The following is a 12,978-nucleotide window of genomic DNA, read 5'->3' on the forward strand; positions in this document are numbered from 1 at the left end:
GTTCGCTGCCCGTCGGCCTGCGCCCGATGGAGCGCAGGCTCAACGGTGAGGCTTGCGCGTTCTGCTGCTACGGCTGTTGCATCGCCTTTCAGGTGAAGAGCGGCAGACGCGAAGAGTGGGAAGCGGCCTGGCTTCTGATCCAGCTCGGCGTGGGAGGCTTTCTCTCCATGAATATCATGATGTTCAGCCTCCTCCTCTATTCGGACGCGTTCACCGGCGTCGATGCGGGCGTGCTGCCGTGGATTCACCTTTTGCTCTGGATCTTCGCGACGCCGGCGGTGGTGATTCTCGGCGGACCCTATCTGCGCGAAATGTGGCTCAATGGCATTCAGGGACGGGTGACGTCGTCGGCACTCATCGTGCTTGGCGTCGCTGCCGCTTACCTCTATTCAGCATTTGCCGTGTTCGAGGGCAGCACGCATGTCTATTTCGACACCGCCGTGATGGTGCTGATGCTGTTCACCGTTGGCCGCTATCTCGAGGCTGTTGGCCGCGCCAGGGCGGCGCGCGACCTCGAACCTCTTCTGGCTGCAGAAAGCGAGAGCGCGACCGTGGTCGATGGCGCGGCAGAGATCCGCCGTCCGGTGCGAGAGGTATCGGCCGGCATGCTGGTGCGGGTCCGGCCAGGCGAGCGCATTCCGGTCGACGGCGTGGTTGTCGAGGGGGAATCGAACACCGATGAAGCCGTGATTACCGGAGAAAGCCGGCAAGTGACCAAGGGCGCCGGCTCCATGGTGATTGCCGGCAGTATCAATATCGACGGCCCGCTCCTGATCCAAAGCAGCGGTGACGGAACTGCAACCCGCTGGGCACAGATTTGCCGATCGGTGCGCGAAGCGTTGGGCCGTCGCAGTCCAACCCAGCGCCTTGCCGATCGCGTCGTTGGCGTGTCCGTGCCGCTCGTCCTCGCCCTCGGCGGGCTGACGATCGTTTACTGGGCGCAGTCATTGCCGTTCGATCGGGCGTTGCTGATTGGCCTCTCGGTACTGGTGGTTGCCTGTCCTTGTGCCGTCGGCCTCGCTGCTCCGATGGCGGCATCACTCGGCATCGGCCGGTTGGCACGGCACGGCTGCCTTGTCCGCGACCCCGGCGTGCTTGAGACCCTCGCGCGTGTCCGGTTGCTCGCCTTCGACAAGACCGGCACTCTGACGGCGGGCAAAGCGCGTCTCGTCGGCGTCGACTGCCAGGAGGTCGGCATCGACGAAGTGCTGGCGCGCGCCGCCGGTCTGGAGCGACTTTCCGAGCATGGTCTGGCGCGGGCCATCGCGGCAGCCGCCGCTCAGCGCGGCATCACGCCGCTCGTCACCCGCGATGTCCGGGCGGTTCCCGGCCGTGGCGTCCGCGGCAGCGCCGAAGGCCGGCCCGTAGCGGCAGGGAACGGCAGATTGATGAATGATCTGGGCTGGCCGCTTCCCCCGTCGCTGACTGAGCGTGCGCGGTCGCTGGAGGCGAGCGGTTATTCGGTGGTCTATGTCGGTTGGGGCGAGCAGGTTCACGCCGTGCTGTCGCTCGATGATTCACCGCTTCCCGAGGCGCATGCCGCGATCGCGGCCCTGCGTGGGCGCGGGCTCGACGCCACGCTGTTGACCGGCGACTTGGCGCAAGCGGCGGAGCGGATCGCGGCTCTGGTCGGGATCAAGGACGTCCAAGCGGGCCTTTCGCCGGAGGCCAAACGGCTGGCCCTGGATCGGCTCCGCCATGACCACGGTTCGGTGGCGATGGTCGGCGATGGACTGAATGACGGGCCGGTCCTGGCCGCCGCAGATGTCGGTATTGCCGTCGGCTCCGCCACCGATCTCGCCCGCGAGACTGCAGCGCTCGTGCTCCCTGCGGACGGATTGTGGATGCTGCCCTGGATCGTCGACGTGGCCCGTGCGGTCCGCAGGACCATCTTGACCAACCTTATGTGGGCGTTCGGCTACAACCTCGTCGCCCTGACGTTCGCAACATTCGGACTTCTGCAGCCAATCCTTGCGGCGGCGGTCATGGCCGGCTCGAGCATTCTCGTGGTGGTGAATTCGCTGCGGCTGGAGCGGCTGCCCGATCCTGTTCCAGCGCTGATCCCGGAGCAACGATCCGGCACCAAGTCGCAGCGTACCCACGATGGCGCCGGCATTTCCGCAATGGCCGGCCCGGCCGTCGAGCGGAGTTGAGTTTCGTTTCAGCCAAACACGTCGTGCGTGAAGGCGTCATACCAGCCTTCCGCCGCGCGCGCAGCCTGCCGGCGGACCTCGGAGCTTTCCTCGACCTTGCTGACGAAGCTGATGACGCTCTTGAGCTTCCCGTCGACGGGCTTGAAGCTGATGGCGTTGCTGAACGCATCGTCGGGGGCGAGATAGGTGTAGCAGGTGTTGAACAAATGCGCCGGGAAACGCGCTGATCCAGTGAGATCGGCCGCGATGGCAAAGGCGCAGGCTTTGGCCTGGCTGTTGGCGCAGAAGGCGGATTTCGGCATATCCCCGCCGATGATCGCGTCACCGACCAGATGGACGCCGGGCTGCAGCGCCGATTCGAAGGTGACCGGATCGACCGGACACCAGCCCGACCGATTGGCGAGCCCCGCCTGCTGCGCCAAGCGCCCGGCCATTTGCGCCGGGATGACATTGGCCACCGCGGCCTTGAATGTAGCTCCCGCGGTGATCACCGACCGGGTCTTCGCGTCGATTGCCGTGACCCCGCCGGTGAACTGAGCCGGTAGCCATTCGATCATTCCCGGATAGTGGCGGTTCCAAGCGTCCTGGAACAGGTCCTGCGCGTTGAAGCTGTCTTTGGCATCGAGGATCAGAATTTTGGCCTTGGGTTTGCGGCGCTGGAAATAGGATGCGACGAGGGAAGCGCGCTCGTAGGGGGCGGGCGGGCAGCGAAACGGATTCGGCGGAGCAACGAGCACGAACAGCCCGCCGTCCTCCATGCTTTCCAGTTGCCGGCGCAGCAGCTTGCTTTGCGGTCCTGCATTCCAGGCGTGCGGCATGATCTCCATCGCCGCTTCGTCATAGCCCTTAAGCGCCCGATCCCTGAATGCGATGCCTGGCGCGACAACGAGACGGTCGTAGCTGAGCTTTGAACCGTTGTTGAGCGCAACGGTTTTCGCCGCCGGGTGAATCGCCGCGGCGGACTCATGAATGACGATGATACCATTTTGTTTTGCCAGCGCTTCATAACCATGACTGAGCGATTCGAACGGGCGCAGCCCGGCGAGATAGAGATTGCTGAAGAAACAGGTCGCGTAGCTCTGCCGCGGTTCAACCAGGGTCACCTCGATAGCCGTGGCGCTGGCGGCGAGATATCTGGCGACCGTTGCGCCGCCGATGCCGCCGCCGATCACGACGACACGCGCCTTGGCCTGGCCCCGCGCCTTCGGCTGGTTGAGCGCCGTTAACAACGCTGCTCCGGTGAGGCGGCCGAACTCGCGACGAGTCCAGGATTTCATCGCGGGTTACTTCCCTGCGCTGCGACATAGCGCGCGACGCTCGCGATCTCCTCGTCGCTGAGCGACAGCGCGATAACGTGCATGATGTGATTTGGACTCTCGCTCGCCCGGTAGGCAAGCAGGGCGTTGGTAAGCCTCTCCTCACCAAGCCCGATGATGCTGGGAATGCCTGTGCCGCCGCCATCGAGACGATGGCAGGACGCACAGATTGCGGCGAGTTGAGCGCCTTGATCGGGCCCCGCCGCCGCGCCGGATTGGCTGAAGAGCAGCACGAGGCCCGTGGCAATCGCAGATCTCGCGACGGGGCGCATGCTGAATACCCGTCTGTTTCGCAGTTTTCCGGTCACGCTCCCACTCAACTTGTCACGCTATAATTCGCGCAGCTCGATTGCGTCGACACCTCAACCGACCGTGAACTGGTGCGACAACATATAGACGCCACCCCCGTCTTCTTCCCAGACAAAATCGAGCCGGCCGCTCTCCGTCGCGCGCAAGGAAAATTCGAAGAACGGGTTGGCCGAAATCGCCTCGTGAAGATCGACACTGAACACCACAGTTTCGTTGTAGCGACAGACAAACTTGTTGATGATCTTGCGCGGGATTACATTGCCTTGATCATCATGGCGTAGCCCCGTTTCCATCTCATGGCTGATGATGGTCTTGACCTGAAAAATCTCCCCCTTCGCCGCAGCGTTTGGCACGATCACGCGTGGTGTCGCGGTGGTCACAGTCTCTCTCCGATCCTCAGGCACAGCCATCCGTGGCGACACGGACCCACGTCGTGGTCATCAGCAAAATGCCGTCATTCATTTCAGCGACAGCGACGACGTGTTGCGGTTTGGCAAGCCGGATGCGCGTCGACACGCGGGGCAGACTGCGTTGCGGGACGAAGTGGAAACTGGCCACTTCGATGAGCGGGTTCCGCGGCGCGAACACGCGCATCTGCCTTACATGGTCGGCCTCGGTCATGGGGCTGTCGATGTAAAGAGTCATGGGCACGGTGTAGCCGGTCGGGAAGTCCGTCGGCATTATCAGGTGAAGGCGATCCGACACCGTGGCCGTCCGTCCGGTGAGCTGCTCGATGAGATCCAACGCTTCATCGTTCGCACGCGCGCTCCGCGGCGAGAAGAGCGCGACCCCGGCAAACCCCACACTCCCGGCGATCAACACATCGCGGCGCGTCAAGCTCATCGTCCCGGTCTCCAAACCCTGCCACCTCTTTAGGCCACTCTAAGAACGCATCGGCGGCGGCAGGCGGCGCACTCGGACACATCAGTGCGGCAGCTTCTACCAAATTTAGCACCAACAACCGCTGGGAGCAATCTCGCGGAAGTGCCCATGGCCGCCCTTTAAACCAATGCATTCTGTTTTACCGGCCGTTGGGAGCACGCCGGCGGATTCTGCGGCTACCCAACTTCGGTCGCCGCCCTGATCGCTGGAGGCGTTATTGCGGCACCGCTGTCGGGATAGATGGTCAAGGCATTGCGGGAAAGGACGCTCTTGGGCTGTCGGATCTCTGATCACACTCTTGGCCGGCTATCAGATGCTCGAATTAACTGGAGCGCTCGAACCGCGCCAGCGCAATGTCTGATTTACAAGCCTCCGCGACATTCATGATAAGGCTGAAAAAGGACGGGTTAGGGTGTGGGAAGCGGTCGTTGGTCTCGTCCCAACGAGCAAGTAGCGCCCCTGAGCTGACCCATCCGGGCCGGACCCCGGGGCAGTCTCGCGTGCCGCCCGATAACTCGCGAGGCTAAGCCCAGAACGCATGCCAGGCGTAGAGGTCGTAGAAGTGCTCCCGGCCGTCAATCACCTTGCCATTCTTGATGTCGAAGACAATGCAACAGAGCACATCCAGCCGTTTGCCGTTGCGCTCCCCGGTATTGCGATGGACGCCGACCACGCGTCCGTCCTCGCTCGCCATCACGGGCTTGCCGCGTCCAACGGCGAGGCGCGGCGACACATCCAGGGCGGCGCCGTGCGGCTGAACGACCAGTCCGTGTCCGACGATCGCCGGTTGGTGACGCTTGAGGATCTAGGTCCGGAACAGGTCGTAAAGCTGTCGCTCGGCAAGAAAAAACACGTTCTGGTGCGGCCGGTCTGACCGGCCGGCTCGGACGCGCCATGTGTGGACGTTCCAGCGCGCGTATCGAACTCGCACTTTGCTACCAAAAGTTGCGCGGAACAAGCCCGAGCAACGTTGTTGCTTTCGGAGTTCACACCGGCTGCGTCGGGACCGTGGGAGCAGCCTCCAATTCGTTAAACCGCCCGTGGACTTCGATATCATCAAGAAGTCCCATCCACAGCGACACACATAACCCAACCATCACGAGGAGGAACGGCGCGGCCGCGACGATGGATGCAGTCTGGAGCCCAGCCAAGCCACCCATCACCAGCAACACACAAGCAGAGGCTCCGGCCAAAATGCCCCACAGAACCACGATCCCGGACCTTGGGTGAAGAGTTCCGCGCGAAGAGAGCATTCCCATGACAACGGAAGCCGCGTCAGCTCCCGACACGAAGAATATTGCAACCAGGAACATCGCAAGGGTCGATGTCAGCGTGGTGGCCGGATATTGGGCAAGAAGCGCGAACAGCGATACTGGAGCGCCCTTTTCGTTGACGGCTTCGACAAGTCCGCCCAATCCCATCAGTTCGGAGTGAAGTGCAGTTCCGCCCATGACGGTGAACCAAAAGAAGGTTACAGCGCTGGGGATGAGCAACACGCCAACGATAAACTCGCGGATTGTGCGGCCCCGAGAGATCCGAGCTATGAAAACGCCGACAAAGGGAGCCCAGGATATCCACCAGGCCCAATAGAAGATGGTCCAGCTGCCAAGCCACTTTCCGTCGCTGAATGCTGCCGTGCGAAACGACATCGAGACCAGGTCGCTGAGGTAGTAGCCAAGCGATTCGATCAGCGTGTCGAATATGAACACGGTCGGTCCAATGATCGCCAGAAAGAGCAGGAGCAGCAGAGCAATGACCATGTTCAGGTTGCTCAGGAATTGCACGCCCTTGCCAACCCCGGAAACCGCCGACAGGATGAATAGAACGGTCAATGCCGCGATAATCGTCAGTGCAATTGTTGCGGACTCGCCGGTATTCCAGAGGAAGTTCATCCCGCTGTTGATCTGCTGAGCGCCAAGTCCCAACGAAGTGGCCGTTCCAAACAGTGTCGCGATGATTGCGAGGACGTCGATCGCCCGGCCGATCGGGCCGTGGATGCGGTTACCGAGCAGAGGCTGGAAGGCACTCGACATCAAAGTCGGCAGGTTGCGCCTGTAACTGAAGTACGCAAGCGCCAATCCAACAACCGCGTAGATCGCCCACGGGTGCAGCGCCCAATGGAAATAGGCGTATTGCATTGCCACGACCGCGGCCTCCCTTGACTGCGGCTCCGCCATTCCGTGCGGTGGCGCGCCAAAATGGAAGACCGGTTCGGCCACTCCCCAAAACATCAGGCCGATGCCCATCCCGACGCTGAACATCATGCAGACCCATGACACGGTCGAAAATTCAGGCTTTTCGTCATCTCGCCCGAGCTTGATCTTGCCGAACCTGCCAACCGCCAGGAAAACAGCCAACATCAGGAAGAACGCCGTCGAAACGACAAACATCCAGCCGAATGTCTTGATGATCGTATTCAAGGTCGCTGTCGCCACTGTGGCGAGACTGTCAGGAGCGAGGCCGCCCCAAAGCACAAAGCCGCCAGCTATGATGACAGCCGGCCAAAATACGCCGGAGTCTACACTCCGGGTGCCTGTTATGGACATCCGCTCACTCCCATTTTTGCGTGGAACATCGTGCGCGGCCGGCTTTTCAAGCATTTTCTGGCTGGAACGACAGAGCGGTTCGCGTGGTAAAACTGATTGAATGACGCTGCGTTAGCTGGCTCAATCGCGACTTCGTTGCGACCCAGTTCCGACACATTCGAAAGTACGTCGGCCGCGCTTCGACTACATCGACCATCGCGCAGCAGCTGCTTAGTGCGGAGGAACCCGCCCTTGCCGGAGAGCGGCAGTCCATCCCGCATGGTCATAGGGCGTGCCCTGGAAGGCGGTGCCGATGCGCGGGCCGCGCAGCACGCCATTAGCCCGCTTCAGATAGCCGGCGCCCTTGATCAGCCACATGCCCAAATTGCTGGATTTGGCAGCCCAGGAAGGATAGGCTTGGTTTTTGGTTCAGGCGATGGAACAGAGACTAGCCGCAATTCTGGCTGCCGATATGGCGGGCTACAGTCGGCTAATGGAGGCCGACGAATCCGGCACGCTCGCACGCCTTCGGACCCATCGCATAGAACTGGTCGATCCCGCCATCGCGAAGAACAAGGGCCGGATCATCAAGACCACCGGAGACGGCATGCTCGTTGAGTTCCAGAGCGTGACCGATGCCGTGAAATGCGCCGTGGAAATCCAACAGCGCATGAAACGGCGCAATTCGGATGTGCCGCAAGAACGGCGTATCGAATTCAGGATCGGCATAAATCTCGGCGACATCATTTTCGACGATGAGGACATTTTTGGCGACGGCGTCAACATTGCCTCGCGCATCGAGCAACTCGCCGACGTCGGCGGTATCTGCGTGACCGCAGCGGTGGCGACCCAAATTGCCGACCGTCTCGAAATTGCCATGGAGGATTTGGGCGAGAAGACGTTAAAGAACATCAGCCGCCCGGTTCGCCTCTATCGCGTTGGGTTTGACAGTCATGTCCTGCCAGAAGTCGAGGCAAAGCGATCCATCTCGAAACCTTCGATAGTGGTGCTGCCATTCAACAACATGAGCGGCGACCCCGAGCAGGAATTTTTCGCGGACGGACTGACCGAGGACATCATCACCGAACTATCCCGCCATCATGAACTGTTCGTCATCTCGCGCAATTCCAGCTTCGTCTACAAGAACCGCGCCGTGAATGTGCGCGAGGTGGCCGAGAAACTCGACGTCCAATACCTGGTGGAGGGAAGCGTTCGCAAGATCGGCAACAGGGTGCGCGTGACGGTTCAGCTCATCGACACGGCGAATGACGCTCATATTTGGGCAGACAAATATGACCGGAAGCTGGACGACATATTCGCGATTCAGGATGAGGTAACCGCGGCGATCGCAGCCACGCTGCCCGGTCGTGTCGAGGCGGCTCAGCGGGACCAGCTCGCGCGGGCGAAACCTGCAAACATGGCCGCGTATGAATGTGTTCTTGCTGCCAAGGTGCTGCATCACCGAGGCACGATTGAGGATAATGAACGCGCGCAAACCTTGATAGGCAGGGCCGTCGCGCTCGACCCCGATTATGCCCATGCCCATGCCTGGCGCGCCTGCATTCTTGGCCAGGCCTGGGTCCATAACTGGTGCAAAGACAGGGATGCCGTCTGGAACGACATCTTGGCAGCGCTGGACAGGGCGCTGGCGCTGGACGACAACGATGCCGATGTCCACCGCATCCTCGCCGCCGTGAACGTGAACAACAATGAGCTGACCACAGCGCGCTACCATCAAGAGCGCGCCCTCGCCCTCAATCCCAACTACGACCTCGTGGTGGTGCAGCAAGGCGAGTTGTTGACGTGGCTGGGAAGGCCGGAAGAGGGAATTGAATGGATCCGCAAGGCAATGCAGTTGAACCCGCACCACCCGGAGAGGTTCTGGAGCCATCTGGGAAAGGCGCATTTCGCCGCGCGCCAGTATGGCGAGGCGATCGAAGCTTTCATGCATTTGTCAACCATGGACTCGGTTCAGCACGCTTTCGCCGCTGCCTGCTACGGCTGGCTCGGCGACGAAATCGCGGCCGCGGCGCATCTGCGCAAGATCAAAACGCTCGATCCCCAGTTCGACCTCGATTCATTTATCGCCACCCTGCACTATGCCCAGAAGTCTGATGTGCAGCACGTCCGCGAGGGACTGCTGAAAGCCGGTATTGCCAACCTGTAGCCAGCCGGTGACTACGAACCGGATCCAATCGGGGACAGGCAAAAAGACCGGCCCCCACCCAAGGACGAAGCCGCTCGCGCGGCACTGGCGCGCGAGCGGCTCCGTCCAGGGGTCATGGGCGTGAATTCGGCCGGGGCGAGCCAGAGTCCGGCCATGTCAAGACTCGGTCTCTAAGCGATTGGGTTTTGACCTTACCGGTACTCGAAGATCGACCTGAAAATTCCGGGCGCGATCACCGACAGCGGATTGACGTCCAGTTTGGGCTTGTTGGCATTGCCCCTGAGCCGGTAAGTCACGCCGATCAGCCCGCGATCACGGCCATTGCCGAGCAACGCGCCGAACAGCGGCAGTTCGCCAAAGATGCGATTGATGCCGTAGACCGGCATGAAGGTGCCGGTCATGTCCATGTTGTTGTTCCGGTCATAGAGCGTGCCCTGGAAGGTGGTGCCGATGCGCGGGCCGCGCAGCACGCCATTGGCCAGCTTCAGATAGCCGGCGCCCTTTTCGATCTCGGAAAAGCCGCGCTCGAACTTCACTCTCGACGTGTCGATATTGGCTTTGACGGCTTCGTTGAGGCTGCGGCTGTCGCCGGCCGGCGTCGTCGATACGAGCGAGGCGAGTTTCGGCTCGTTGACCACGAAGAAATCATGCGAGTCGACCTGGCCCTTCATCGGCCCATCGCTTGCCCCGGCGAGCGCCAGGGTGATCGAGCCGCCCTCCATATGCTCGTAGATGTTGAGGAACCGCAGGATTGCGCCGGCGTCGGCCGACCGCACGTTGAGGGCGCGCTTGCCGGCGCCGGTCGTATTGCTGATGCTGATGGCAGCACCCGAACTTGCCGTGGCGCTCACCTTGAGCCCATTCACCCTCGAGCCGGCGGCGCTGTAGTCGAGCTTCAGGTTCGACAGCGTCTCGTTGTGGAAGCCGGTCAGCGAATTGACGTCGGCGCTGACCGAAATCGCGTCGGAGCCCGTGGCCTTGGTGGCGGTGTCGACATCGGACGTGAATTGCTTGATCAGCGAGCGCGCGTCCAGCGCGCTGCCGCTGATGTCGATCGCGTAGCCCTTGCCCGATCGTTTCACCGAAACGGCAACGTTGTCTCCCCGGTTCAGCTTGACGTTGCTGAACCGCGCTGAGGACAGGGCGCCTTTGACCAGCACCACGCCGCCATCGATCGAAAAGGTCTTTCCATCCAGGTCGAAGTCGGACAGCGTCGTGGTGTCGCCGGATTTGGCCATGGCAAATGTGACATTGGCTGGAATGCCGGGGCCCTTGCTCCAGCCTGCCCAGGGAATGTCCAGCCTGGCATTGGTCAGGTCCGCCGAAACAGTCTGGTTGCCCGTGCCGCTCTTGTCGATCTCAACCTTGACGGTTCCGGAAAGCAGTTCCGACAGGCCAGGCATGGCGGCGGCACGTATCTTGTCGTCGAGCATCAGCGCCACTTTCCGGCTGCGTGGCGGTCCGCCGTCCCTGAGCGGCTCGATCAGGTCGAGTTCGGCTGGAATGCCGTTGAGCAGCGCCTTGGCCGATATCACAGCCTTCTCGCGTTCGACCGTGATCGAACCATCCGCGTCCGTCACCGTCTGGTCTTCGAACGGCTTGCCCAGCGAAAGGTCTTTGTAATCGAGCGTCACCAGCCAATCGAGTTTCGAGCTGTCGACGCCTGACTGCAGCGGAATATCCGCCTTGACGTGGCCGGTCACCGTGCCGGACAGGTCGTCCGGCAGCAGGCCGACATGGCGCATGGCATTGATCGGCTCGTAGGAGGCGAGCTCGGCGATTGCGGACGCCTCCCCGGCAACATCGATATCGAGCGCGCCGATCACCGGCGGGCGGTTCGCCGCCTTGATCGTCATCGTGCCGTTGCTTGCCGCCACCGTGCGGCCGCTGGCCATATAGACGCTGCCCGAGGACAAGGCGATGTCGACGTCATTACCGTGGAATTCGACGACGCCGACGGCATCGCGTATCGGCGGAATGCGACCGGCCGTATCGAATCGCGATCCTTCGACCTGGAACCGGCCGAATATCTCATCCGATGAAAGCGGGATGCCGTTGCCAAGGCGCCCGGGCACGACCTGGAACTGCAGGCTGGCGTCGACGACGCGGCCGCCGAACAGGTTTTTCAGCACCCACAGGCGAGCGTTTCGCGCCGAAAACCAGGGCCACAACTGCTTCACATGCGAGACCGGCATGTCGTGGACGTTGAAGGCTACAGATATGCCCGGCACCTTTCCCCTGGCGAACTCGATAGAAGCCGTGCCCAGCGCCTCGCTGGCGGACCCGGATCTGATCCCGATCTGCTCGGCCACGAGCTTGCGGCTGCGGGTCTGGTAGACGCCGGCCACCCGGGCGATGAAATCGAGCGCAGGTTCGGAGGATTCCGAAGGCGCCAGCGTCGAGCCGTCGCTGGTCAGGTCGTAGCGATAGGACGGCTCCTCGCCCGCTGTTCCAGTCGCCGGCTTCGGCCCGATCGAACCGGCGAACTCGAATGTCGAGCGACCGGTCCTCACTTGCAGCCGGTCCACCTGGAGCTTGTTGGCGCCGGCGACAAGCGTCGCAGCGAGATCGACGTCGGCTGGAAGCGAGCCACGCGTGCCAAGATCGAGCACGGCACCGGCGAACGACAACGAGGCCGTCAGCTGCGACGCGTTCTCGCCGGATCCTTCCGATCCCGCCAGCTTCAAGGCAATCGCGCCAAGCGTCCCGCCCGGCGCTGCCGCAGCCTGGTCAAGCTGCGCTATCTCGACGCTGGCATCCAACGCCGTCACGCGCCGCGTCGTCGTATCGCGGCTGGCTGAGGCGGCGATGGTGAGTGCCCTGCCGTCGACGGCCGCGTCGGATGAAAACTCCATGCCGCCCGGCCCCGACTGCGCAACGGTAGCATCCGCGATCCTGACCAGTTTGACCAACCCGGCCTCGGGCTGAACGAGGTCGACATTGCGCAGCTCGATCCGGCGCATCTGCTCCTCGCGCACCGCATCGAGCGCGTGACCGATGCTGGCAAAGACCGTGCCGGCCAGCCTGTCCGGATCGATGAGGCCGTCATCATTGCGCAGCGCCGCCGTCCAGTCGCCACCCGACGGCAGCGCCGACATCACGATGCGCGCGTCGGAGATCCTGGCGCTGGTAAGCCGCAGCTCGCCCGAAAGCAGCGGTATCAGCCTTACGCCGAAGCGGACACGCCCGGCATCGGCCAGCGGCTTGCCGTCGGCGGTCTTGAGGCTGACGTCGCTGACCTGCAGCGCAATGAAGCTTGATCCGTCGAGCGTGAGACGGGCCGGCCCGACCGCGACGTCGAGGTCGACGCCGGCCAATTTCTCGATGGCCGTTTCCGCCTCGGCCCGCAGCCGCTCGGTGCCGAAGCCGGACATGCCGATCGCATAGACAGCGGCGGTGGCCAGCAGCACAAGGGCCAAAAGGCCGGCAAACAGCCGCGCAAGAATACCAACGCCGCGGCCCTGGCCGAGCGGCGGTATGCGGCACGCGGACGGGAAGGCCCCCAGGTCGGTGATTTCATCACGCCTGAATCTGATCTTCTCGTGCTGCGGCTGCTCCTGATCCACACAATTTTCCGTTGAGCGAACTCGACCGTGGACGACTCCCGGTGCGACAATATATCGATG

Annotated in this window: 10 protein-coding genes and 1 pseudogene; 4 read left to right on the forward strand and 7 right to left on the reverse strand. The window is 62.4% G+C overall.

Annotated features, from left to right (window positions below; translation table 11 throughout):
* The first annotated feature begins 26 nt into the window (after positions 1-26).
* A complete protein-coding gene (locus AC0L2C_RS13760; protein ID WP_473523656.1) occupies positions 27-2,153 on the forward strand; it encodes a heavy metal translocating P-type ATPase in 2,127 nt (708 codons plus the stop codon).
* A gap of 8 nt (positions 2,154-2,161) precedes the next feature.
* Here AC0L2C_RS13760 and AC0L2C_RS13765 read toward each other — a convergent pair whose 3' ends face one another.
* From AC0L2C_RS13765 to AC0L2C_RS13780, 4 genes are read right to left on the reverse strand one after another with little or no spacing between them, the layout of a single operon-like run.
* Positions 2,162-3,430 carry an NAD(P)/FAD-dependent oxidoreductase gene (locus AC0L2C_RS13765; protein ID WP_128182110.1) on the reverse strand — a complete coding sequence of 423 codons (1,269 nt, stop codon included), beginning with the start codon at positions 3,428-3,430 and terminating at the stop codon, positions 2,162-2,164.
* Entirely contained in the window at positions 3,427-3,777 is a 351-nt protein-coding gene (locus tag AC0L2C_RS13770) for a c-type cytochrome (protein ID WP_236389845.1), read from the reverse strand. The genes AC0L2C_RS13765 and AC0L2C_RS13770 overlap by 4 nt, the downstream gene beginning before the upstream one ends.
* A 54-nt stretch (positions 3,778-3,831) precedes the next feature.
* A complete protein-coding gene (soxZ, locus tag AC0L2C_RS13775; protein WP_287237484.1) occupies positions 3,832-4,158 on the reverse strand; it encodes a thiosulfate oxidation carrier complex protein SoxZ in 327 nt (108 codons plus the stop codon).
* 16 nt (positions 4,159-4,174) lie between these two features.
* The gene (locus tag AC0L2C_RS13780; RefSeq protein WP_473523578.1) at positions 4,175-4,621 is read right to left on the reverse strand and encodes a thiosulfate oxidation carrier protein SoxY; all 447 of its coding nucleotides are present in this window, start codon (positions 4,619-4,621) and stop codon (positions 4,175-4,177) included.
* Between the two features lie 168 nt (positions 4,622-4,789).
* Here AC0L2C_RS13780 and AC0L2C_RS13785 point away from each other — a divergent pair.
* Together AC0L2C_RS13785 and AC0L2C_RS13790 are read left to right on the forward strand one after the other, a co-directional pair.
* Positions 4,790-5,021 (forward strand): annotated as a pseudogene (locus tag AC0L2C_RS13785) (sulfite exporter TauE/SafE family protein); the annotation flags it as partial.
* Positions 5,022-5,198: 177 nt separating this feature from the next.
* The gene (locus tag AC0L2C_RS13790) at positions 5,199-5,534 is read left to right on the forward strand and encodes a hypothetical protein (protein WP_473523579.1); all 336 of its coding nucleotides are present in this window, start codon (positions 5,199-5,201) and stop codon (positions 5,532-5,534) included.
* A gap of 112 nt (positions 5,535-5,646) precedes the next feature.
* On the opposite strand, the gene AC0L2C_RS13795 is transcribed toward AC0L2C_RS13790, so the two are convergent.
* Positions 5,647-7,206 carry a BCCT family transporter gene (locus tag AC0L2C_RS13795; protein WP_473523580.1) on the reverse strand — a complete coding sequence of 520 codons (1,560 nt, stop codon included), beginning with the start codon at positions 7,204-7,206 and terminating at the stop codon, positions 5,647-5,649.
* A gap of 210 nt (positions 7,207-7,416) precedes the next feature.
* Complete coding sequence (locus AC0L2C_RS13800) at positions 7,417-7,563, reverse strand: hypothetical protein (RefSeq protein WP_287237477.1); 147 nt, start codon at positions 7,561-7,563, stop codon at positions 7,417-7,419.
* Between the two features lie 58 nt (positions 7,564-7,621).
* Between AC0L2C_RS13800 and AC0L2C_RS13805 the strand changes: the two genes are divergently transcribed.
* On the forward strand, positions 7,622-9,352 hold the full coding sequence (locus AC0L2C_RS13805) for an adenylate/guanylate cyclase domain-containing protein (protein WP_023798310.1): 1,731 nt from the start codon (positions 7,622-7,624) through the stop codon (positions 9,350-9,352).
* A gap of 191 nt (positions 9,353-9,543) precedes the next feature.
* Here the strand turns inward: AC0L2C_RS13805 and AC0L2C_RS13810 are convergent, their stop codons facing one another.
* Positions 9,544-12,918: a hypothetical protein gene (locus AC0L2C_RS13810; RefSeq protein WP_473523581.1), complete on the reverse strand. Its 3,375-nt coding sequence runs from the start codon at positions 12,916-12,918 to the stop codon at positions 9,544-9,546.
* Positions 12,919-12,978: the final 60 nt, after the last annotated feature.

The sequence above is a fragment of the Mesorhizobium sp. WSM4845 genome (assembly GCF_055811455.1).

Coding starts and splice junctions, on each gene's coding strand:
- AC0L2C_RS13760 (WP_473523656.1), top strand. CDS start 27: ATGGAGCGCAGGCTCAACGGTGAGGCTTGCGCGTTCTGCTGCTACGGC.
- AC0L2C_RS13765 (WP_128182110.1), bottom strand. CDS start 3,430: ATGAAATCCTGGACTCGTCGCGAGTTCGGCCGCCTCACCGGAGCAGCG.
- AC0L2C_RS13780 (WP_473523578.1), bottom strand. CDS start 4,621: ATGAGCTTGACGCGCCGCGATGTGTTGATCGCCGGGAGTGTGGGGTTT.
- AC0L2C_RS13790 (WP_473523579.1), top strand. CDS start 5,199: ATGCCAGGCGTAGAGGTCGTAGAAGTGCTCCCGGCCGTCAATCACCTT.
- AC0L2C_RS13795 (WP_473523580.1), bottom strand. CDS start 7,206: ATGTCCATAACAGGCACCCGGAGTGTAGACTCCGGCGTATTTTGGCCG.
- AC0L2C_RS13800 (WP_287237477.1), bottom strand. CDS start 7,563: ATGTGGCTGATCAAGGGCGCCGGCTATCTGAAGCGGGCTAATGGCGTG.
- AC0L2C_RS13805 (WP_023798310.1), top strand. CDS start 7,622: ATGGAACAGAGACTAGCCGCAATTCTGGCTGCCGATATGGCGGGCTAC.